Consider the following 22,403-nt stretch of genomic DNA (forward strand, 5'->3'; position numbering starts at 1 on the left):
CGGCCGCCGTCCCCCTTAGGCAGAACGACAACATGATTGAAAGAAGCGCGGATCTTCAGCTTTTCATCGATGCGGCCTTCGCGGTCTTCGACAGGCAGGTCGAGGACCTCAACGGTCGCCGCTCGATCCTCGAGATCTTCGGTCTATTGGAGCACAAGGGCGTCGAGAAGCACGGGACCGGCAGCCGGCTTCCTGTCTGCGAATGGCTACCCGAGGCATTGGCTCTTAAGGTCGACGACCCTCTGCTGCAGCATATGCTTGGACGCTTCGAGGCCTTGGAGCCGCGCCTTAAATGGAGGCGCCGTAGCAAATACGACGACACTGCGAGTGAGAACTTCGTCGATGGCCACGCCAACGCAGTGATCGTCGGCCCCGGCGGGCTGGAGGACCGGGACGACGTGTGGCTGGGCGTCACTCTCATGGCGCCGGGCGTGCGCTATCCTGACCACAATCACGCTCCGGAAGAAACATACCTCGTTCTATCCGACGGCGAGTTTCGACAGGGGGATAGTGCCTGGTTTGCACCGGGAAAGGGAGGAACCTTCTACAATCTCCCGAACATCAAACACGCCATGCGGTCCTTAAACACGCCACTCTTCGCGTTCTGGGCGTTATGCGCTTAGGACCAGCTAACGAGGCAACAGGAAATACAAAAAGGGGTCCCCATGAAAATTCTCGTCCCCGTGAAGCGGGTGGTTGACTACAACGTGAAGATCCGCGTGAAGCCGGATGGCACAGGCGTCGAGCTTACGAACGTGAAGATGTCGATGAACCCGTTCGACGAGATCTCGGTCGAGGAGGCGCTGCGGCTGAGGGAAGCCGGCAAGGCCGACGAAGTGATCGTCGTGTCGATCGGTCCTGCCAAGGCCGAGGAAACGCTGCGCACCGCGCTTGCCATGGGTGCTGACCGCGCCATCCTCGTCGAGACCGACGAGACGCTAGAGCCGCTTGCGGTTGCCAAGATCCTCAAGGGCGTCGTCGATGCCGAGCAGCCGGGCCTCATCGTCACAGGCAAGCAGGCAATCGATGACGACTCGAACCAGACCGGCCAGATGCTGGCGGCCCTCCTCGGCACGGCGCAGGCGACGTTTGCCTCGAAGATCGAGATCGAAGTCCCTGGTCCTGGGGGCAAGGCTCAGGTGACCCGCGAAGTCGATGGCGGCCTGCAGACGATCGAGATCAAGCTGCCGGCCGTCGTCACCACGGATCTGCGTCTGAACGAGCCGCGCTACGCCTCGCTGCCGAACATCATGAAGGCGAAGAAGAAGCCGCTCGACAAGAAGGCTCCTGCCGATTTCGGCGTCTCCACCGAACCGCGCCTCAAGGTGTTGAAGACCGAGGAGCCGTCCGGCCGCAAGGCCGGCGTCAAGGTCAAGTCGGTCGCCGAGCTGGTCGAAAAGCTTAAAGTCGAAGCAGGCGTCCTCTAAGGTTCGAGAAAGGAAGATATATCCATGGCCATTCTTCTTCTGGCTGATCACGACGGCAACCACCTTTCCGACCAGACCGCCAAGACGCTGACGGCGGCATCGAAGATTGCCAAGGAACAGGCAAGCGACGTGCACGTGCTGGTCGCCGGCGCCGGCGCCAAGGCAGCAGCCGAGCAGGCAGCCAAGCTCTCCGGTGTCTCCAAGGTGCTGGTTGCCGAGGATGCAAGCCTTGCCAACAATCTGGCCGAGCCCCTGGCGGCGCTGATCGTCCAGCTTTCCGGCAGCTACGACACGATCATCGCCGCCGCCACCTCGACCGGCAAGAACGTCATGCCGCGCGTGGCCGCCCTCCTCGACGTCGCCCAGGTCTCCGAGATCATCGAGGTGGTCTCGGCCGATACCTTCAAGCGGCCGATCTATGCCGGTAATGCCATCCAGACGGTACAGGCGACCGACGCCAGACGCGTCATCACCGTGCGCACCGCCTCGTTTGCTGCAGCGGCCGAAGGCGGTTCCGCCCCGGTCGAAACCATTGCGGCCGCCGCCAACCCGGGTCTGTCGACCTTTGTCAAGGACGCGCTGTCGGCCTCCGACCGTCCGGAACTGACCTCGGCGAAGATCATCATCTCCGGTGGCCGGGCGCTCGGCTCTGCCGAAAAGTTCAGGGAGGTCATCCTGCCGGTCGCCGACAAGCTCGGTGCCGCCGTCGGCGCCTCGCGCGCTGCCGTCGATGCCGGTTATGCCCCGAACGACTGGCAGGTCGGCCAGACCGGCAAGGTCGTGGCACCTGATCTCTACATCGCCTGCGGCATCTCGGGCGCCATCCAGCACCTCGCCGGCATGAAGGATTCGAAGGTCATCGTCGCCATCAACAAGGACGAAGAGGCCCCGATCTTCCAGGTTGCCGACTACGGTCTCGTCGCCGATCTGTTCGAGGCCCTGCCGGAACTGGTCAAGGCGATCTAGCGGCGCTTTTCGAGAGGCGAGAAATGGGGCAGACCCCGACACCTGGTTCAGCTTGGCTAAACGCAGACGACGCCCGGTCCGTCCTTGTCAAAGATGGACGAGCGGGCAGGGCGCGACCCCATGCGGTGGATTCCTTCCTGGCAGAGATGGCGAAGGCGTTGCTCTCCCCGTCGGTTCCGTTGCTAGCGAATTCTGTCGTATCCGACGTCTCGCAGAGACTTGAACGGAGGCAGCGCTGCGGAGCAACGTATCGTGGCTGCCGGCGCGCGACTGGGAAGCCTGGATGCCACGAAGACCTGTCCTGCACCGCAAGGCGCTCGGCGGGAAGGGCGCGCAATGGTTTTCTCGGCGAGCCGACGCCGTATCCGATCAGCTCGCACGCCGCGTATACCGACTGAACGTAGTCCCCTTCCCAGATGAGGTTCATCGACGCCTCAAGAAGGCTCCAAAGCTTGCGCACGTCCACAAAATCGCCTTTTGCCGCCGCGTTCACGACTTCCACGCACGTCCGAGGCGCGAAATTGGCGTCATCCCAATGGCGCTCAGGGTTCTTCCCAAGGGAAGGTGTCGAGGCGTTCGGCTCCATTCGCGGTGACGAGAACCTGGGTCTCGAGCTTGATGCTTTCGGAACCATCCTCTGCGATGAGGCTTTCGACGTTCAGAACCATGTTCTCCTCGATGACGCCGCTGAAGCCGTCGTCAAAGTCGGGATGGAGCAGGATTCCCGGCCACTCGTCGGCCATGCCCGTCCCGTGCACAGCCAAGCTGTAGCGGTAAGGGATGTATTTTTCAGGGATCTGCCAGCTTTTCTCGTTGAACTCGACAAACGACAAACCGGGTTGGATGATGGAAAGATTGTGCTCGATCTGCGATCTGGCTGCCGAGTACAACTCCTTTTGTTTGTCGTTCATCGCCACGTGGCCGCACGTCCAGGACCGAGATAGGTCGGCGCAGTATCCAAAAGGCCCGATCATGTCGGTGTCGAAGGCGATCATTTCGCCGCGCTTGATGACGTAGTCGGAGCACTCCTGATACCAGGGATTGGTCCGCGGGCCGGCGGTTAGCAGCTTGGTCTCAAGCCACTCGCCACCGCTGCGCGAATTCTCGAAATGAAGCTCCGCCCAGATCTCGCGCTCGGTGCGGCCCGGTTCCGAAGCCTCGTACATGCGTGCCATTCCGGCTTCGCACACCCGGATAGTCCAACGCATAAGCTCGATCTCTTCCGGGCTTTTGATCGACCGTGCCCGCTCCGCCAGCGCCTGACCATCAAGCAGCGCGAATCCACGCTTTCTCAGCTCGGCCGCGGGCGCGGGCTCCAGACGGTCCACTGCGACCTTAGCGTTGCCGCCGTGCGACTGGATGATGCTGGCAAGCTCGTCCGCCCAGTCCCGCATCCTGTGCTCGGCGAGGTTTCCGGCCGTGAAGAAAAGGAAGGATCTGGCGGTCCTGACTTCGTCAATCCCAGGAAGGCCGGTGTTGGCATGTTCGGCTCCTTCGAATTCGAACATGATCGCGGGGCCATCTGCAAGGATCAGCGCATATCGGGACGGGTTATGCATCGTCCAGATGCTCATGTTCGACGAGTCGAGCGCATAGCGGATGTTGACCGGGTCGTACAGGAGCAAGGCGGAACAGTCCCAATCCTTCATCTTCGCCCGCAAGCGGCCGAGGCGGTATTTCCTGGCCGTGTCGAGCGTGACTGCGGGGATCGGACTGATAAGGGGACGGTCGGCACCTTCCGGGTTGAGATATGCCTGCTTGCGCTCGTCCTTAAAGACGGTCGAGTTGCCGGGCTGCGAAGAGTTGTCGTCGCCACGTAGCATATGAGTGGTTCCTTGAGATATCGAAATGCCTACGGGGTGCGTCGCTCAGCGATCGACAACCAGATCGCTGAGCGGCTTGGAGCAACAGGGGAGGAACATGCCGGCGTCGATCTCGCGCTGCCTTATTCCACCGTTATGGTTCATCTCAACCGAGCCTGAAACGAGCTTCGATTTGCAGGTCCCACAGACGCCATTCGAACAGGACGACGGAAGCCGCGCGCCCGACTTCTTCGCCGCGGACAGCACGGTCTGCTCGCTCGATACGTCAATCTTGCGGCTTTGTTTGGTGAACTCGACCTGAAACACCTTGTTCGCGGCGACTTCCTCCACCAGGAGCCCGGGTTCGTCGATGACGGCGGCGTCGAAGCTCTCTTCGATGTAGTTGACTGGGGACACGCCGAGGTCCGCCGAGATGGAACGTGCGGCTGCCATGAAGGGAGCCGGTCCGCAGCACATCACCACTCGGTCCGCGATGTCCGGCACGGCCAGTTTCATAAACTCCGGCGTGATGCGCCCCGTCAGTCCGGGCCAGGCCAACTCGCCATTTACGCTTTCAGGAAGGAAATGGAGACGCAGCCCTTTCATCCGCGTGGCCAGACAGGACAACTCCGTGCGGAAAATCAGGTCGAGCGGCGTCCTCGAAGCATGCATGAAGACCACGTCGGCCGGTTCGCAGCTATCCGCCAGTCCACGGACGATCGACATCACGGGCGTTATGCCAGAGCCACCCGAAAGCAGCAGCAGCTTGGTGCCTGCGCGTCTCGGCCGAACGAAGTGACCAAGAGGACCCTGAGCCTTCACGGTCGTGCCGTTGGTCATGTTGTCGTGAAGCCAGTTCGAGACCTTGCCACCGGGAACCCGCTTAACCGTGACGGTGAAGGCGTTTGAGCGATGAGGCGACGACGAGATGCTATAGCATCGCGCCTCGCTGCCGTCCCCCGCCGGAAAGTCGAACAGAAAGTACTGGCCAGCGTCGAAGTCGAAGCGCTTGCCTTCTGGCGACGCGAACGTGAAGCTTCTCACGTCGTGCGTTTCCTGATGGACGTCAATGCAGACCAGGTTTTCGTCGTGCTCGCGGTCCCAGGCCTGTTGGGCGACCATACCGCCATGTGCGAAATCAATACCCATGAGCGCGCATCCGATCGATGTACCAATTCGCAAATTTGTCCAGGTTTGTTTCCGAGAACGGCGAGTAGGGACCAGGCTGATAAGCCGGATCGAGTGCGCCGGCATGCGAACGCGCGACAAGGTCTGCGTCCTGGTCTGTCGTTGCGATCCAAACATCGGTTAGCTTGTCGAGGTCGTAATCCTTGCCCTCGACGGCGTCTTTGTGGACAAGCCACTTCGTCCTGACGAGGGTCTTACCGGCAGAAAGCGGGATGACGGTCGCAACAACCGCATGGTCACCCATGAAGTGGTTCCAGCTATTGTGACCCCAAAGGTGGGTATCGCCGAGATCTTTACGGGTCATACTGCCGAGTAGCTTGGACGACGCAGCCGTGGCGTCATGGGTCTGGGATTCGCCCGCACCGGCGATGATCAGGCGCTGGGTCCGAAAGTTGGTCGCGCAGTCGGCCATCTGTTCCACAGCAGCGGATGGGAAGCCGTCGGCCTCCCAAGCCTTCGTCTTCTCGTCGTAGAGCCGGAAATGCTCCTCTGCCTGCTCGCGATCCTCGGGGCCGAGGGTCTCCGGGTCAAAGCCGAAGTCGAGATCGACGAACGACACACAAAGCTCAGGATGGTTGGCGGAGCAGTGGTAGCACTCGCGATTGTTCTCCATCGTGAGCTTCCAGTTGCCGTCCTCGATGACGTCTGTGTGATGGGCGATCTTCGCATTTCGGATGTCGTAGGGGGCAAGACGCTCGATCATGGTCTGCTCGAGGTTTGCGATATCCGTCGGCGGATCGTCGCAGAGGCAGACATAGATCAGGCCGCCGATGGACTTGAAGTTTACGGGCTTCAGGCTGTGGCAGTTCTTGTCCAAGTCCTTGCCCATGTGCGGCGCGTAGCTGAGTTCGCCGGTCAGCTCGTATGTCCAGGTGTGGTATGGGCAGACCAGCTTTGACACGATGGTCTTTCCGGGATCGAGCAGACGGGAGCCGCGATGGCGACAGACGTTGTGAAGTACGCGGATCTCGCCGTCGTCGTCACGCAGCACAATCAGGCTTGTTTTGCCGATGTCGATCACGGTCGCATCACCAGGTTCGGGAACATCGCAGTCCAGGCCCACGCAGATCCAGTGCTTGTGGAAGAATACATCGATGTCGGCGTCGAAGACGTCGTCTCGAGTATAGAGGCCCGCCGGCAGGGAGTGACCATGGGCACGAGCTTCAAGGAGAGCTGAGATGGAGGAAGGGAGCCTGTTTAGCATGATGACCTCTTATGCTGGACAACGCTAGTTTGCCCTTGCATGGAGGCCGCTTCAACGGCATTAATTTTCCAATTCGCATGACTTTAAGTAATGGAGCGCGAATGGATTACCGAAGGCGAATTCCATCACTGACGGCACTCATGACGCTGGAAGCCGTCATCCGTCGGAAGAGTTTCACTTTGGCCGCGGCCGAGCTAGGCGTCACCCAGGCCGCGGTCAGTCGTCAGATTGCGGGTCTGGAGGCGGAGCTCGAGCAGCCGATGTTCGTGCGCAAACACCGCGCGATCGAACCAACTGCAGCCTGCCTTTGCTTGGGGACGTCCCTCGCGCAGAGTTTTGCGAACATCGCTGATACGATCCAGTCCATCCGCTCGTCTGAGAAGGACGTCGTCACAATTGGCGCAACGGTCGCGTTTTCATCCTTCTGGCTTCTTCCACGTCTAGCGCACTTCCGACGGGAAAACGCTGGAATACAGATTCGTGTCGTCTCGCAGGACACTCGCATCGATTTGAACGCGGGAGACATCGATATAGCGATCCGCTATGGGACGCCGCCTTTCAGCGACGGAACGGTCATCGCTTCACAGAACGACGCCGTCGTTCCTGTTTGCTCGCCAGAGTACATGCGCGCCCGGCGCTCGCCGGAACTCTCGGCGTTGGATGAGTTTATCGAAACCGATGCACAGGATCGTTCCTGGCTGTCTTGGGCGAGCTGGGTCGAGAAGACCGGACGTTCGTTGAGCGTCAAGCCCTCGCTGCGTTTCAACCACTACACGGAAACGATCGCAGCCGCTCGGGCAGGCCAGGGCGTGGCCTTGGGCTGGCGGCTTCTTATCCAAACGTTTCTCGATGATGGGACGCTTGTAGAGCTCGGTGAATCAGAGCTTGCGGCAGATGATCATTACAACGTGCTTCTTCCTCTCAGGATGCGTCGAACCATCGCTGCGGACCATGCTGCTAAATGGCTGACCGCTGCCCTTCATCGTTGAAGTCGGGAGGCTATACGCCTTGATCCGGCCAAGGGTCAGAGCAAGACGCCGGACTATGTTGTCCTCAATCCGGCGGGAAGGTGACAACGCTGACAAACGGCGAATTCGTCGTGTGCGAATCCATTGCCATCATGGCCTGCCTCGAGAGGGAAAATGCCTGATCCGGGGCTGCGTCGATATTCGCGGGTGATGTTCCCGATGATGCGCTCGGCCGACGGATCGAACGGAGCGACCTTTCAGGTCATTGCGATCAATCGCCCGAGCGCGTGCCCCGGCGAGGACGAACCGAGACAAGCGATGCCCCCGATTGTTTCTCGGCGATCAGACACCATCCGCTGTCGGCAGACCCCGTATGATGGCCGCCGCCTAGGAAACGGTCCTGCGGGGGTCCGGTCGCACGACCAGCTTTCCGACGAAGTTCTTCGCCATGAAGTCGCGCTGAGCGCGGTGGAACTCTGAGAGCGGGTAGACGCCCGCGACCAACGGCCGGATTTTCTTGGCTTCGATATAGCTCACAAGCCGCCGGAAATCGGCGCGGCTGCCCTGGCTCGACCCATGCAGCTCCAGTTGCTTCAGGTACATCGTACGAAGGTCGATCTGGACGACCGGCCCTGCGATCGCGCCGGCCGTCGTGTACCGGCCTTCAGGCTTTAGTATCTTAAGGAGGTCATTGAAGATCGATCCTCCGACCAGGTCGGCGACGACGTCGATCGGCTGACCAAGGCAGGCTTTGTGAACATCAGCAACCAGGTCTCCGCCACGGATAACGACCGCCTCTGCACCGATGTCGATCAAGGCTTGCTCCTTGCCGGGCGCCGTCAGCGCGATCGGGATCGCACCACGGGCGCGGGCAAGCTGGATGATCGCCGAACCGACACCACCCGATGCGCCGGTGACGAAGACGCGTTCTCCTGCTGCCAGACGCGCCCGTTCCAGCATGCGTTCGCCGGTCAGATAGGCGCAGCAAAACGTAGCAAGCTCGATATCACTGAGGTCCGTTGCAATGACATGGGCATTTTCGGCCGGCAGCGTCATGAACTCCGCATAACCGCCATCGCGGCCATGGCCCATATAGTCGATGTCGGCCAGACTGTCGTCGTCGCGATTGTAGATTGAAAAATCGACCATCACCCGCTCGCCAAGGCGCGCCTCTTCCACGCCGTCACCGACCGCGACAATGTGGCCGACCGCGTCCGTGCCCTGAATGCGTGGAAAGGTGAGCGTGTTTTTCTGCCGCCGCCAAGTAGAAACGGCAGCGGGGTCATCTTCGCTACCATAGGCACCCTGGCGCACCCATACATCGGTATTGTTCATGCCGCAGGCCGACACCTTGATCAATACTTCACCGGCAGCCGGGTGAGGGACGGCGACGTCGGCGCGGTAGACCAGCTTGTCGAGGTCACCGTGCCCTGTCAGCTGGACGGCCGCCATGGTCTTCGGAACGATGGTCATCGGATATTTCCTCAAACTGATTTGAAAACGGCATCGATTGCGCCCGCTGCTGCCTTAACGACGATGTCCGCTTCCTCGCGGGTCAGGCAAAGCGGCGGTTGCAAAGCCGAGGATATCTCCCTGGGGCATGGCGCGACCGATCACGCCCCGCTCGAGAAGGGCAGCCGCGATCTGCGGGCCGATCTTGCGGGAGGTATCGAAGAACTTGCGATCGTCCTTGTCTTCCACGAATTCAACCGCCGCCATCAGCCCGTCGCCGCGCACGTCACCGACATGCTTGTGGGAGCCGAGAGCCTTGGCGAGCTCACCGCGGAAATAGGCTCCCGTGTCGCCTGCGTTGTTTACGAGGTCGAGCTCGTCGATAAGCTCGAGATTGGCAATGCCTGCCGCAGCGCAGATCGGATGCGCCGAGTAGGTCCATCCGTGGCCAATGGCACCCATCTGATCCGAGCCCTGGACCAGCACATGCCAGACCTTGTCGGAGACAATCGTGCCCGAAAGCGGCGCATAGGCCGACGTCAAGCCCTTGGCGATGGTAATGAGGCCGGGCTCCATGCCGTAGTGGTCCGAGCCGAACATGGTGCCGAGGCGGCCGAAACCGGTCACCACTTCGTCGGCGACGAGGAGGATGTCGTATTTGTCGAGAACGGCCTGGATCTTCTGCCAGTAACCCTTCGGCGGCGGCACGATACCACCGGTTCCGAGGATCGGCTCACCAATGAAGGCGGCCACAGTATCGGGTCCTTCGGCAAGGATCATCTCTTCAAGCTTGTCAGCGCAATATTGCGAGAACTGCTCTTCGTTCATTAAGCGATCAGGGCGGCGGAAATAGTAGGGTGCCTCGGTGTGAAGGATCGGTGCACGCGGCAGGTCGAAGGCATTATGAAAGAGCTCGAGCCCGGTCAGCGACCCCGTCATCACGCCGGACCCGTGGTAGCCGCGCCAGCGCGAAATGATTTTCTTCTTCTCTGGCCGGCCAAGAATGTTGTTGTAGTACCAGATCAGCTTGATGTTGGTTTCATTCGCGTCAGAGCCGGAAAGACCGAAATAGACGCGGCTCATGCCTTTCGGAGCGCGGTCGATGATCATCTTCGACAGCCTGATCGAGGCTTCGGTGCCGTGACCGACATAGGCATGGTAATAGGCAAGGTTCGTTGCCTGGTTGGCGATCGCGTCGGCAATTTTCTGGCGGCCGTAGCCGACGTTCACACAATAGAGCCCGGCAAAGGCGTCAAGGCTGGTACGGCCGTCGATATCGGTGATGTAGGCGCCTTCGCCCGAGCCGATGACGCGCGTCGGCGTCTCGCCGCGCGCATGCATGCCCATATGCGTCGATGGGTGGAAGAAATGGTCCCGGTCCCAGGCGTTGAGTTCGTTGCTTCTTTCCAACATGGCAGTCGTCCTTGATCTATTGATTGGGAGCCGGCCTCAGGCGGCGGTGTCGATGCAGAGATATTTGAGTTCGGTGAAAGCCTCGATGCCATGGCGCGATCCCTCGCGGCCCAGGCCGGACTGTTTCCAGCCTCCGAAGGGGATCGGTCCGCCTGTGATCTTCACCCGGTTGATGGCAACCATGCCGTATTCGAGCGCGCGGCCAAGCCGCATCTGCCTTGCACCATTGCCGGTGACGACGTAGGCGACCAGACCGTATTGGGTATCATTGGCCCTGGCGACGACGTCTTCTTCCGTATCAAAGAGCGTGATGGCGGCCACCGGGCCGAAGGTCTCCTCGCGCATGATCAACGCATCGGCAGGGACGTTCGTCAAAAGCGTCGGCTCGAAGAACAGCTTGCCTGCCTTGTGGCGTCTGCCGCCGGTGACAAGCTTTGCGCCGCGCTTTACGGCGTCGTCGACCTGTTCTTCGACCTTCATGACGGCCCGCTCATGCATGAGCGGGCCGATCGCAGCACCCGGCGAGAGCCCGTCTGCGACCTTCAGCGCCTTGATGCGCGCGGCAAAGGCTTCCTCGAAACGCGTTGCGATCGAACGGTGGACGAAGATGCGGTTGGCAGCGAGGCAATCCTGGCCTGATGTCGCAAACTTAGCGTCGATCGCGATTCTTGCGGCGTGGTCGATGTCGGCATCCTCGAAAATGATCAGCGGGGCATGGCCGCCAAGTTCCATGACGAGCCTCTTCATCGTCGCAGCGCATTGCGCCGCGATCAGCCGGCCAACGCCGGTCGAGCCGGTGAAGCTGATTGCGCGCACACGTTCGTCCTCGCACATGCGCCCGACGATGGAGGCAGCATCGCCTGTGATGACGTTAAAGACGCCGGCAGGAAGACCGGCGCGCTCGCCGAGTTCGGCAAGGGCAAGTGCCGATAGCGGCGTTTCCGAGGAGGGATGGGCAACGACGGTGCAGCCGGCAGCAAGTGCCGCCGCCGCCTTTCGGGTGATCATTGCGCAAGGGAAATTCCAAGGGGTGACAATGCCTACGACACCGAGCGCTTCGCGGCGCACGATCATCTCCGCGCCCGGTAAATGGCTCGTCACGTTTTCGGCGTTCAGCCGCTTGCCCTCTTCGGCGTACCACTCGATGAAAGATGCCGCGTAGTCGATCTCGCCCCGAGATTCAGACACCGGCTTTCCCTGTTCAAGCGTCATGATGAGCGAAAGATCATCCTTGGCCGCAAGTATCAGCTCATACCATTTTCTCAGGATCCGGGCCCGCTCCTGCGGCAGCAAGGCACGCCATGCGGGCATCGCCCGGGCGGCTGCATCGATGGCAACCGCGGTCTCGTCGGCGCCAAGGCTTGCAACCCAGGCGATTGTCGCGCCGCTTGCAGGATCCGTGACCTCGAAACTCTTATTGCCGGCGCCAGCCGACCAGCGGCCATCGACATAGGCGAGGTCGCGAAGCAGATGCCTGTCCTTGAGGCGCGAAACCGCAGGGTGAAAATCGGGGCGGGCAAAAACCGCAGTCATAACCTGTCTCCTCGTTGCCGACGGGGAAGTCTGTCACGAGAGGAGACGAGATTTTGTCCTTTAAGGGTGGCCGAAACAGAGAGATTGTCTAAGGCTGCTTTTTCAACCGCGCGATCTGTCTATGAATCAGATTGCGTTTCGCCGGCCTGCACGAGGGCTACGACCGGGAGCACCAGTTCGTCCTTGACGGTCTTGGTGACGATATAGGTGAAATAGCGCGCAATACCGAGTTCGCGGTCCAAAAGCCCATCAATCAGCCGCTGATAAGCGTCGATATCGGGCGCCACAATTTTCAAGAAGTAGTCGACACCACCCCCCACACCCCAGCAGCCGATGACCTCGGGAATGCCCGAGATCACCCGCTCGAAGCGTTCGAAATCGCTCTGGCGGTGATTGGCGAGGGTAATTTCGACCATGACGCTTGCCACCGGCGCAATCCGGCGAAGCGCAATGCGTGCGTGATAACCGGTCACGATGCCGGCTTTTTCGAGCTTTCGCAACCGCATCCAGCAAGGGGTCGGCGAAAGGCCGGCCTTTTCGGCCAGCGCTAGCTTGGTGATGCGTCCATCGCGCTGAATTGCATCGAGAATTCGCAAATCGATGGCGTCTAGCTTCATGGCTTCCCCGGGGCTGCAAATCATTTCAAAAGCGAGGAAAAGACAATGGAAGCGTGTTTTGCCATTGTCAATTGAACTGATTTTCACCAGTGTTGAAATCATGACAAATTGGCGCCCCGATCCGTTGCAGCTTCGACGTCCGGCCTATCTCTCGCTTGCCGAGCAGATTGCCAGCGCGATCACCGACGGCAAGCTTTCGGACGGCACCAGGCTTCCACCGCATCGCAAACTCGCCGACGACCTGAAGCTTTCTGTCCAGACTGTCAGCCGCGCCTATGACGAGCTGATAAGGCGTGGGCTGATTTCAGGCGAGATCGGCCGGGGCAGCTTCGTGCAGACGCGTCCGCGCGAGCCCGAACCTCCCTATCTGCCGGAGCGGCTTGGCGAGGTGATCGATCTTTCGATCCTGAAACCTGTTTGCGAACAGATCCATCTCGAAAAGATGCGGCAGGCCTTCGGCTGGCTATCGGAAAACCTGCCGTCGAGCTCGGCTCTGTCATTCCGTCCGAATATGGTCTTCCCGCGCCACCGAAAGGTCGCCGTGGAATGGCTGGCGCGCTGCGGGCTTGATGTCTCGCCGCTCAACATCAGCGTGACGAACGGCGCCACATCCGGCATGACGGTCGCGCTGATGAGCGTTGCCCCACCAGGCTCCACCATCGCGACCGAGGCAATCAGCCACCATACGCTCGTCCCCCTTTCGACCTATCTCGGTCTGCATCTGGAGGGGCTTGCAATCGACGAGGAAGGGATGATCCCTGCAGCGTTGGATGAAGCATGCCGGAAGGGACCGGTCCGCGCGGTATTCCTCCAGCCCTCGGTTATCAACCCGATGGCAGCGCTGATGAGCGAGGCGCGGCGCCGGCAATTGGCGGACGTCGCGGCGCGGCATGACATTGCCATCATCGAGAACGACATCTTGGGGCCGATGGTCGAGGATCGCGCCCCACCGATCGCAGCCTTTGCGCCCGAGCGAACACTCTACGTCACGAGCTTCACCAAGATCACGGTGCCGGGCCTTCGCATCGGCTACCTCGCGGCCCCTGACCGCTACGTTGCTGCCGTTGCCAACCGCCATCTGGTATCGAACTGGATGGCCACGCCGGCAATGGCCGAGATCGCCACGCGCTGGGTGAGTGACGGAACAGCATTGGAACTCGTTAACTGGCAACGCCAGGCGCTGAAAAGCCGGCATGCGATTGCTGCAGAGGCGCTGGCCGGACTTTCCTATCGCGCCCACCCGCAGAGCCTGCATGTCTGGCTGCCGCTGCCAGGCGGCCACGTCGAAGATTCCTTTGTCTCGCAGGCGCGCTTGCGTGGCGTGGCGATCGCGCCGGGTAGTTCCTTCCGCACCGCCGACCAGGGATGGACACCGGCCGTGCGGATCTCGCTCGGCTCGACAACCGAGAGCGAATTGCGCACGGGCCTTGGGATCGTCGCGTCTCTGGCGCAGGGTGACCCCGAAGCACTCTTGCTTGCGATTTGACAGTCCTGCCCTCGGATTGAGCAGGTCCAGAATAATTGTCATGATATTATTTTGCGAATTGACATGATTTGGAACCATCTTCATCGTTAGCGCATTGCTTGTCTCAACAGGGAGAGACATGAATGCCGACGCCCATCATCCGCATCGACAGCATCGTCAAGAGATATGGTCCGCTGACCGTGCTCGACGGCCTGTCGATGAATGTCATGCCGGGTGAAAAGCTGGCACTGATCGGCCCCTCCGGATCGGGGAAAACCACGATCCTGCGCATTTTGATGACGCTGGAGGCCATCAGCGGCGGTCATATCGAGGTCGATGGCGAGCAGCTTTATCACATGCCGCGCGGTAACGCGCTGGTGGCGGCCGACGAGCGCCATCTGCGCAGGATGCGCGAAAAAATCGGCATGGTGTTCCAGCACTTCAATCTTTTCCCCCACAAGTGCGTGCTCGACAACGTCACGCTCGCGCCGATGCTGACCAAGGGCATCAAGCGTGTGGACGCCGAAAAACGTGCAATGGAACTTCTCGACATGGTCGGCCTCGCCGATAAGGCCACAAGCGCTCCCGCCCAGCTTTCGGGCGGGCAGAAACAGCGCGTCGCGATTGCGCGGGCACTGGCATTGTCGCCGAAGATAATGCTGTTCGACGAGGTGACCTCGGCTCTCGACCCTGAACTGGTCGAGGAAGTGCTGAGCGTCATGAAGCGGCTCGCCTCCGAGACCGACATGACCATGCTGCTCGTCACCCACGAGATGGGCTTTGCTCACGACTTTGCCGACCGCGTCTTGTTTTTCGACCGCGGCAAGATCGTCGAGGAGGGCAAGCCCAACGACATTTTTCGCAATCCGACGCAGGAGCGCACGCAGACTTTCCTGCGCAAGATCATCGCGGCCGGCCATCGCATCTGACCGCAATGCAAATGAAAAACCGACAATCCAAGGACAACCAGGAGCAGGGAACATGAAAAAGACAATTCTTCTGAGCGCAGCTGCATTTTCCGCAGTGCTTGGCATGGCAACGGTACCGGCACATTCGGCTGACCTTGAGGAGCTCAAGGAGCAAGGTTTTGCCCGCATCGCGATCGCCAACGAGCCACCCTTTACGGCCGTTGGCGCCGACGGCAAGGTTTCGGGCGCGGCTCCCGATGTGGCGCGCGTTATCTTCCAGCGCCTCGGCGTCAAGGATGTCGTCGCCTCGATCTCCGAATACGGCGCGATGATCCCGGGCCTGCAGGCAGGCCGCCATGACGTCATTACCGCCGGTCTCTTCATGAAGCCTGAGCGCTGTGCTGCGGTCGCCTATTCCGAGCCGATGCTGTGCGACGCTGAAGCCTTTGCGGTGAAGAAGGGCAACCCGCTGAAGCTGAAGAGCTACAAGGACATCGCCGATAATCAGGATGCCAAGATCGGCGCTCCGGGCGGCGGCACGGAGGAAAAGCTCGCGCTCGAAGCCGGCGTTCCGCGCGATCGCGTCATCGTCGTTCCGGACGGCCAGAGCGGCATCAAGATGCTTCAAGATGGCCGCATCGATGCTTACTCACTGCCCGTGTTGTCGATCCATGATCTCATGGCCAAGGCCAACGATGCGAACCTCGAAACCATTGCACCGGTCGTTGGAGCGCCGGTCTATTGCGATGGTGCTGCCTTCCGCAAGCAGGATGTGGCACTGCGCGACGCCTATGACGTCGAGCTCAAGAAAATGAAGGAATCCGGCGAGTTCGCAAAGATCATCGAACCCTACGGCTTCTCGGCAGCGGCCGCCATGTCGACGAGCCGCGAAAAGCTCTGCGCAGCAAAGTAAACCGGCGGACCACCGGCTCTGTGAGGAAATGCACGGAGCCGGCTCTTCAATTCTGAAAGGGATGCGGCCCGATGTCGGGATGGACCGGCTACCTCACATTGATCCTGGAAGGCGCACTGGTCACCATGAAGCTGACGCTGATGGGATCGGCCCTGGCGCTCGTCATGGCCTTCATTGCCGGGCTCGCGCGCCTGTCGCGTTTCTTCGCCGTGCGCGCGCTTGCCACGGCCTACATCGAATTCTTCCGCGGTACCTCGATCTTCGTCCAGCTCTTCTGGGTCTATTTCGTACTTCCCTTTGCAGGACTGACCCTGACGCCTCTCCAGGCGGGCGTTTTGGCGCTGGGGCTGAATGTCGGCGCTTATGGTGCCGAGGTCGTCCGAGGCGCTGTCAGTGCGATCGGACGCGAGCAGACTGAGGCCTGCATCGCGCTTAACCTGTCGCGCTATGAGCGCATGCGTTACATCATCCTGCCTCAAGCTCTGCCACTGATGCTGCCGACCTTCTGTAACAATGCCATTGAACTGCTCAAGGGAACGGCGGTCGTTTCGCTGATTTCGCTGACCGACATGACCTTTCAGGCACAGGTCGTGCGGGCCCAGACCGGCAATACGTTGATCCCCTTTGCCACCATCTTGGTGCTCTACTTCCTGATGGCCTGGGCCATCTCCACCGCTATGCGCTGGCTTGAACACCGCATGACCCGCGGTCTCGACGGGATGAGGGTCTAGCGCATGGAATGGGATTGGGATTTCGTCTGGCAGATCATGCCGACGCTCATCGAAGGGTTCAAGATCACCCTTCTCGCAACCTTGCTCGGTGCGATCGTTGCGGGGATCCTTGGCCTTGCGATCGCGCTTGCTCGGCGTTCTTCCGTGACGGCGCTGTCGCGCGGCGTCGGCTTCTTCTCGGAATTCATTCGCGGCACGCCGCTGCTCGTGCAGCTCTACTTCATCTTCTACGTTCTTCCCGACATCGGCATCCGTCTTGCGCCACTGGTCGCCGGGGTGATTGGCATTGGCCTGCACTATGCCACCTATACAGCCGAGGTCTATCGCGCCGGTATCGAGAATGTGCCGCGTGGCCAGTGGGAGGCAGCCAAGGCAACAAACCTGACTGAACGCCAGGCCTGGATCCACGTGATCCTGCCGCAGGCAATCCCGCCGATGATCCCGGCGCTCGCCAACTATTTCATCGCGATGTTCAAGGAAACGCCGCTGCTGTCGGCCATCACCGTCCTTGAACTGATGAACCAAGCAAAGAGCATCGCCAACAGCAACTACCGCTATATCGAGCCGATGACGCTCGTTGGCGTCTTCTTCCTGGTGATCAGCCTGATCTCTGTGATTGGGTCGCGCTGGCTTGAGGAACGCTATTCCCGGATGGATGACTGATGATCAAAACCGTCGATATCACTTTGGCCAACCGCCGTCCGCGTCTTGATGATCGGCCGATTGAAAAGCGGATCGGTCTCATCATTCTGGCAACCGACCACACGACGGAAGCCGACTTCCAGCGGATGGTCGCGAGCGAGCGCATCGGCGTTTACGCAAGCCGCATCCACTATGCCAATCCGACCACGCCGGAAAACCTTCTGAAGATGCAACCGTCGCTGACGGCAGGGGCGGGGCTTATCCTCCCGGACGAGCGGCTCGACGCTATCATGTATTCCTGCACGTCTGCCTCTGTGGTGATCGGTGACGGCGAGATCGAAAAAGCGATTGCCACGGCAAAGCCCGGCGTTCCGGTCGTAACGCCGACGGCTGCGTCCGTTGCGGCACTCAAGGCATTCGGCGCGCGCCGGATCTCGATCCTGACGCCCTATGTTGCCGAAACCGGGCGTCCGATGGCCGAATACTTCACGCGTCTCGGCTTCGAGATCGATCGCTTCACCTGCCTTGGTTTCACCGACGACAGGGAAATGGCCCGCATCGCGCCTAAGGAGATCGAAGCGCTGGCGGTCGAAGCAATGGCGCCCGCATCGGACGCGCTTTTTATCTCCTGCACGGCCTTGCGTGCGGCAAATGTGGCCGGCGCAATCGAGAAGAAGATCGGCAAGCCGGTGGTCAGCAGCAATCTGGCGACGGCCTGGGCCTGTCTCAGGCTATGCGGCGACGAAGAGGCCCGGCCAGACATCGCCCGACTGATGACCCTGCCTTATCCGGGACGGTGATGTTATGCCAAGCACGTCTGCCGTCAGCTTTCGGGATATCATGATCGCCTCGCAGCGCATCGCTTCGCGTGTTCGACACACGCCGCTCACACGATCTGACGCATTGAGCGAGCAAGCCGGCCAGCCCGTCCATCTGAAGCTTGAGCATCGCCAGACGACCGGCAGCTTCAAGCTGCGCGGTGCGACCAATGCGGTCCTGTCCCTGACCGCAAAGGAAAAGGGGCGGGGGTTTGTTGCGGCCTCCACCGGCAATCATGGACGGGCTCTTGCCTATGCGGCCAGAGCCGAAGGCGCTGCTGCCACCATCTGCATGTCAAGGCTGGTGCCGAAAAACAAGGTTGAGGAAATCCGCCGCCTCGGCGCTAGGGTACATATTGTGGGCAACTCGCAGGATGACGCCCAGCGCGAGGTCGATCGGCTCATTCGCGAGGAGGGTCTGGTTGCCGTTCCTCCCTTTGACGATGCGCGAGTGATTGCCGGGCAGGGCTCGCTCGGGCTCGAAATCTTTGCGGATTGCCCCGAAGTTGCGACGGTTCTCGTGCCGCTATCGGGCGGCGGGCTGGCATCGGGTGTTGCTGTTGCGCTGAAGGCGATCAATCCGGCGATCCGCGTTATCGGCATGACGATGGAGCGGGGCGCTGCAATGAAGGCAAGCCTCGACGCCGGGACGCCCGTTGCGGTCATCGAAGAGGAAAGCTTCGCCGATTCTCTCGGGGGAGGAATCGGTCTTGAGAACTGCTTCACGTTCGCAATGTGCCGCGATCTCGTCGACGATGTCGTGCTGCTTTCAGAGGGCGAAATCGCCGCCGGCATGCGCCACGCCTACTCGGTCGAACGCGAGGTCATCGAAGGCGCCGGCGCCGTCGGGATTGCCGCTCTTCTTGCCGGCAAGGTCGCCTCGTGCGGACCCGTCGTTGCAATCCTTTCCGGCAGAAACGTCGACATGGAGGTTCATCGCCGGGTCGTCAATGGCGCAACGGCTTTGGCCGGGAAGGATCTTGCATGAACGTCATGGTCATCCTCACGGAACGTGACCTTAGAAAGGTCATCAGCCTCGATCTCGAAGCCGTCGGCTGCGTCGAAGACGCCTTCAGGGCACTCGCCACCAAGGCGGTTTCCATGCCGCCGATCCTCAGGCTCGATATTCCGGAACATCGGGGCGAGGTGGACGTGAAGACCGCCTATGTTCCCGGCCTCGATGGCTTTGCGATCAAGATCAGCCCAGGCTTCTTCGACAATCCGAAGATCGGTCTGCCGAGCACCAACGGAATGATGGTGCTCCTGTCCAGCCGGACGGGGCTCGTCCGGGCGCTGCTGCTCGACAACGGCTATCTGACAGATGTGCGCACGGCAGCAGCCGGAGCCGTGGCGGCGCGTCATCTCTCCCGCAAAGGCTCGAAGGTTGCAGCGATCTTCGGCGCAGGCATGCAGGCAAAGCTGCAACTGGAGGCGCTGAAACTCGTCCGGCCGATCACGCAGGCGCGCATCTGGGCGCGCGATCATGCGAAGGCGATTGCTGCCGCCGCTGAACTGTCCTCAAAGCTTGCGATGGATGTCAGCGCGGTTGCCGATCCACAGCGAGCAGTCGGCGGTGCGGATGTGATCGTGACAACGACCCCAGCGCAAGAGCCGATCATCCGATCCGAATGGCTTGAGCCTGGTCAGCATCTAACAGCGATGGGCTCGGATGCCGAACACAAGAACGAGATCGATCCGGCTGCGATCGCCGGGGCCGATCTCTACGTTGCCGACAGCCTGATGCAGACCCGCCGTCTCGGCGAATTGCACCATGCGATCGCAGCCGGGGCGGTGAGCGCCAATACGGAATTTTCGGAACTCGGGCAGATCGTCGCCGGTCGCGCCAAGGGCCGCACCGGTGATGCCTTAATCACCATCGCCGACCTCACCGGCACAGGTATCCAGGACACGGCCATAGCCACGCTCGCTTTCTCGCGGGCAACCGCGGCCCGGGTCGGGACGACATTCGAAAGCTGATCCGGTGCAACACCGGGACAAGGAGGCAAAACCCATGAGTGAACCCAACCTCAAATTTTCGCGCGAAGAATACAGCCAACGCCTGGAAAAGACCCGCAAGGCAATGGAGGCCAGGGGTGTCGAGCTCCTGATCGTCAGTGATCCTTCGAACATGGCCTGGCTGACGGGCTATGACGGCTGGTCGTTCTATGTGCATCAGGCGGTCATCGTTGCGCCTTCAGGCGAGCCCATCTGGTTTGGCCGCGGGCAGGATGCCAACGGTGCGAAGCTGACAGCCTATCTGAAGCACGAAAACATCATCGGCTATCCGGATCACTACGTGCAGTCGACCGAGCGGCATCCGATGGACTATCTCTCGGCCATTCTCACGGATCGCGGCTTCTCCAAGCTCGCAATTGGCGTCGAGATGGACAATTACTGGTTCTCTGCAGCGGCCTTCGCCTCGCTGCAAAAGCATCTGCCCAACGCCCGCTTCGTCGATGCCACGGCGCTCGTCAATTGGCAGCGCGCACTCAAGAGCCCGACCGAAATCAAGTACATGCGCAATGCCGCCCGCATCGTCGAAGCAATGCATGCGCGCATTTTCGACAAGATCGAGGTCGGCATGCGCAAATGCGATCTCGTTGCTGAAATCTATGATGCCGGCACACGCGGCGTGGATGGCATCGGCGGTGACTATCCGGCGATCGTGCCACTCCTGCCATCAGGCGTCGAGGCATCGGCTCCGCACCTGACCTGGGATGACCGGCCGATGAAAAGGGGCGAGGGCACCTTTTTCGAGATCGCCGGTTGCTACAACCGCTATCACCTGCCGCTGTCGCGCACGGTTTTCCTCGGCAAGCCGACGCAGGCCTTTATCGATGCGGAAAAGGCAACGCTTGAGGGTATGGAGGCGGGGCTGGCCGTCGCGAAACCCGGCAATACCTGCGAGGATATCGCCAATGCTTTTTTCGCGGTTCTGAAGAAATACGGGATCGTCAAGGACAACCGCACTGGCTATCCGATCGGTCTGTCCTATCCGCCGGATTGGGGCGAGCGCACAATGAGCCTGCGTCCCGGCGACAAGACGGAACTGAAGCCGGGCATGACCTTCCACTTTATGACGGGCCTCTGGCTTCAGGACATGGGCTTCGAGACGACAGAAAGCATCCTGATCACCGAAACCGGTGTCGAATGCCTTGCCAACGTACCGCGCAAACTGATGGTCAAGGATTGAGCGGCGATGAGTGACAAGGATTTGCGTCCGTCGCCGGTCAGCGCGACGGTCGATTTCGATGCCGTTGGCTCTCAACACGGCTTCCTTCGGCTGCCCTACAGTCGTGACGATTCAGCATGGGGGTCGGTGATGATTCCGGTCACGGTGATTAAGAACGGCACCGGGCCGACTGTGTTGCTGAGCGGAGGCAATCACGGCGATGAATATGAGGGACCGATCGCGCTCTTCGATCTCGCCCGCACCCTCAAGGCAGAAGACGTCAAGGGCCGCGTCATCATCGTCCCGGCGATGAACTACCCAGCCTTTGCGGCCGAGACGAGAACGTCGCCGATCGACAAGGGCAATATGAACCGCAGCTTTCCAGGCAGGCCTGACGGCACGGTCACGCAGAAGATCGCCGATTACTTCCAGCGCACGCTTCTGCCATTGGCTGACATTGTTCTCGACTTCCATTCAGGCGGCAAGACGCTCGATTTCCTGCCTTTCTGCGCCGCCCATATCCTGCTCGACAAGGAGCAGGAGAAGAAAGGCTTCGAATTTGTCGAGGCCTTCGGCGCGCCCTATTCCATGAGGATGCTGGAGATCGATGCGGTCGGCATGTACGACACGGCGGCCGAGGAAATGGGAAAGATCTTCATCACCACCGAGCTCGGCGGCGGCGGCACGGCGACCGCCCGCAGCGCCGCGATCGCCAAGCGCGGTGTCATGAATGTGCTGAAGCATGCAGGCGTCGCAACCGGGAAAATTGAGCGGCAACCGACGCAATGGCTCGATATGCCGGACGGCGACTGTTTCATTTTCAGCGAAAGCGCGGGCCTTGCAGAATTTGCCGTCGATCTCGGCGATGCTGTTAAGAAGGGCGACGTCATTGCGCGCATCTATCCGGTTGGGCGTACCGGAGAGACGCCACTCGAGCTCCGCTCGAAGATGGATGGTATCCTCACGGCGCGTCATTTCCCTGGTCTGATCAAGGCGGGGGATTGTGCTGCGGTCATCGCGCAATGAAATGTGCAAGATAAGCCCTCGTTGAAGTGAGGAAGGTCGGTGCGCTTTCGCCCCGGGCCTTTTTGTCGGCTGGTCGACCGACCTTGGAACTTGCTTTGAACACAATGGCGGATCAGGTTGCCCCGTCGAGTTTGCCAGTCGAGCTTCGCTTCGCCCAT

General features: G+C 60.7%; 20 protein-coding genes and 2 pseudogenes. 14 read left to right on the top strand and 8 right to left on the bottom strand.

Translation table 11 applies throughout. From position 1 onward, the window contains the following. Positions 1-32 precede the first annotated feature (32 nt). Genes LPU83_RS69695 through LPU83_RS69705 form a run of 3 tightly spaced genes read left to right on the top strand, consistent with a single transcriptional unit; the run spans position 33 to position 2,393 of the window. Complete coding sequence (locus tag LPU83_RS69695; protein ID WP_024315973.1) at positions 33-623, top strand: dimethylsulfoniopropionate lyase; 591 nt, start codon at positions 33-35, stop codon at positions 621-623. 42 nt (positions 624-665) lie between these two features. Then, positions 666-1,427, top strand: coding sequence for an electron transfer flavoprotein subunit beta/FixA family protein (locus tag LPU83_RS69700; protein ID WP_040680962.1), 762 nt, complete (start codon positions 666-668; stop codon positions 1,425-1,427). A 24-nt stretch (positions 1,428-1,451) separates the two neighbouring features. Next, positions 1,452-2,393: an electron transfer flavoprotein subunit alpha/FixB family protein gene (locus LPU83_RS69705; RefSeq protein WP_024317498.1), complete on the top strand. Its 942-nt coding sequence runs from the start codon at positions 1,452-1,454 to the stop codon at positions 2,391-2,393. Between the two features lie 292 nt (positions 2,394-2,685). Here LPU83_RS69705 and LPU83_RS74955 read toward each other — a convergent pair. The 4 genes and pseudogenes from LPU83_RS74955 to LPU83_RS69720 all read right to left on the bottom strand — a co-directional run. Beyond that, positions 2,686-2,928: pseudogene (locus tag LPU83_RS74955) on the bottom strand (dihydrodipicolinate synthase family protein); the annotation flags it as partial. Between the two features lie 7 nt (positions 2,929-2,935). After that, positions 2,936-4,216, bottom strand: coding sequence for a M24 family metallopeptidase (locus LPU83_RS69710; RefSeq protein ID WP_024317499.1), 1,281 nt, complete (start codon positions 4,214-4,216; stop codon positions 2,936-2,938). A gap of 45 nt (positions 4,217-4,261) precedes the next feature. Further along, positions 4,262-5,344 carry an FAD-binding oxidoreductase gene (locus tag LPU83_RS69715; RefSeq protein ID WP_037071148.1) on the bottom strand — a complete coding sequence of 361 codons (1,083 nt, stop codon included), beginning with the start codon at positions 5,342-5,344 and terminating at the stop codon, positions 4,262-4,264. Then, positions 5,334-6,587 carry an aromatic ring-hydroxylating oxygenase subunit alpha gene (locus LPU83_RS69720; RefSeq protein ID WP_024317501.1) on the bottom strand — a complete coding sequence of 418 codons (1,254 nt, stop codon included), beginning with the start codon at positions 6,585-6,587 and terminating at the stop codon, positions 5,334-5,336. The genes LPU83_RS69715 and LPU83_RS69720 overlap by 11 nt, the downstream gene beginning before the upstream one ends. Positions 6,588-6,688: 101 nt before the next feature. Here LPU83_RS69720 and LPU83_RS69725 point away from each other — a divergent pair, with 101 nt between their 5' ends. Then, positions 6,689-7,576 (top strand): LysR substrate-binding domain-containing protein, encoded by an 888-nt coding sequence (locus LPU83_RS69725; protein ID WP_024317502.1) that lies wholly within the window; start codon positions 6,689-6,691, stop codon positions 7,574-7,576. Between the two features lie 366 nt (positions 7,577-7,942). Here the strand turns inward: LPU83_RS69725 and LPU83_RS69730 are convergent, their stop codons facing one another. The 4 genes and pseudogenes from LPU83_RS69730 to LPU83_RS69745 all read right to left on the bottom strand — a co-directional run bounded on the left by LPU83_RS69730 (position 7,943) and on the right by LPU83_RS69745 (position 12,570). After that, entirely contained in the window at positions 7,943-9,028 is a 1,086-nt protein-coding gene (locus LPU83_RS69730; RefSeq protein WP_024317503.1) for an alcohol dehydrogenase family protein, read from the bottom strand. 11 nt (positions 9,029-9,039) lie between these two features. Further along, a pseudogene (locus LPU83_RS69735) lies at positions 9,040-10,420 on the bottom strand (aminotransferase). Between the two features lie 36 nt (positions 10,421-10,456). Beyond that, positions 10,457-11,953, bottom strand: a complete 1,497-nt coding sequence (locus tag LPU83_RS69740; RefSeq protein WP_024317504.1) for an NAD-dependent succinate-semialdehyde dehydrogenase — start codon at positions 11,951-11,953, stop codon at positions 10,457-10,459. Positions 11,954-12,072: 119 nt separating this feature from the next. Beyond that, a complete protein-coding gene (locus LPU83_RS69745; RefSeq protein ID WP_024317505.1) occupies positions 12,073-12,570 on the bottom strand; it encodes an Lrp/AsnC family transcriptional regulator in 498 nt (165 codons plus the stop codon). 100 nt (positions 12,571-12,670) lie between these two features. Between LPU83_RS69745 and ehuR the strand changes: the two genes are divergently transcribed. The 10 genes from ehuR to doeB all read left to right on the top strand — a co-directional run bounded on the left by ehuR (position 12,671) and on the right by doeB (position 22,245). Beyond that, a complete protein-coding gene (ehuR, locus tag LPU83_RS69750; protein ID WP_024317506.1) occupies positions 12,671-14,056 on the top strand; it encodes a MocR-like ectoine utilization transcription factor EhuR in 1,386 nt (461 codons plus the stop codon). Between the two features lie 122 nt (positions 14,057-14,178). Beyond that, positions 14,179-14,964 (top strand): ectoine/hydroxyectoine ABC transporter ATP-binding protein EhuA, encoded by a 786-nt coding sequence (gene ehuA / locus LPU83_RS69755; protein ID WP_024317507.1) that lies wholly within the window; start codon positions 14,179-14,181, stop codon positions 14,962-14,964. A 52-nt stretch (positions 14,965-15,016) separates the two neighbouring features. Continuing rightward, a complete protein-coding gene (ehuB, locus tag LPU83_RS69760; RefSeq protein ID WP_024317508.1) occupies positions 15,017-15,856 on the top strand; it encodes an ectoine/hydroxyectoine ABC transporter substrate-binding protein EhuB in 840 nt (279 codons plus the stop codon). A gap of 71 nt (positions 15,857-15,927) precedes the next feature. After that, positions 15,928-16,587 carry an ectoine/hydroxyectoine ABC transporter permease subunit EhuC gene (gene ehuC / locus LPU83_RS69765; RefSeq protein ID WP_024317509.1) on the top strand — a complete coding sequence of 220 codons (660 nt, stop codon included), beginning with the start codon at positions 15,928-15,930 and terminating at the stop codon, positions 16,585-16,587. A 3-nt stretch (positions 16,588-16,590) separates the two neighbouring features. Beyond that, the gene (gene ehuD, locus LPU83_RS69770; protein ID WP_024317510.1) at positions 16,591-17,250 is read left to right on the top strand and encodes an ectoine/hydroxyectoine ABC transporter permease subunit EhuD; all 660 of its coding nucleotides are present in this window, start codon (positions 16,591-16,593) and stop codon (positions 17,248-17,250) included. Next, positions 17,250-18,029, top strand: coding sequence for an ectoine utilization protein EutA (gene eutA / locus LPU83_RS69775; protein ID WP_024317511.1), 780 nt, complete (start codon positions 17,250-17,252; stop codon positions 18,027-18,029). The genes ehuD and eutA overlap by 1 nt, the downstream gene beginning before the upstream one ends. 4 nt (positions 18,030-18,033) lie before the next feature. Continuing rightward, positions 18,034-19,035: a hydroxyectoine utilization dehydratase EutB gene (gene eutB / locus LPU83_RS69780; RefSeq protein ID WP_024317512.1), complete on the top strand. Its 1,002-nt coding sequence runs from the start codon at positions 18,034-18,036 to the stop codon at positions 19,033-19,035. Then, positions 19,032-20,024 carry an ectoine utilization protein EutC gene (eutC, locus tag LPU83_RS69785; protein WP_024317513.1) on the top strand — a complete coding sequence of 331 codons (993 nt, stop codon included), beginning with the start codon at positions 19,032-19,034 and terminating at the stop codon, positions 20,022-20,024. Before eutB ends, eutC begins: the two co-directional genes overlap by 4 nt. Before the next feature lie 34 nt (positions 20,025-20,058). Further along, entirely contained in the window at positions 20,059-21,240 is a 1,182-nt protein-coding gene (gene doeA, locus LPU83_RS69790; protein WP_024317514.1) for an ectoine hydrolase DoeA, read from the top strand. A 6-nt stretch (positions 21,241-21,246) separates the two neighbouring features. Continuing rightward, positions 21,247-22,245: a N(2)-acetyl-L-2,4-diaminobutanoate deacetylase DoeB gene (gene doeB / locus LPU83_RS69795; RefSeq protein WP_024317515.1), complete on the top strand. Its 999-nt coding sequence runs from the start codon at positions 21,247-21,249 to the stop codon at positions 22,243-22,245. Positions 22,246-22,403: the final 158 nt, after the last annotated feature.

The sequence above is a fragment of the Rhizobium favelukesii genome (assembly GCF_000577275.2).
GTDB classification, from domain to species: domain Bacteria; phylum Pseudomonadota; class Alphaproteobacteria; order Rhizobiales; family Rhizobiaceae; genus Rhizobium; species Rhizobium favelukesii.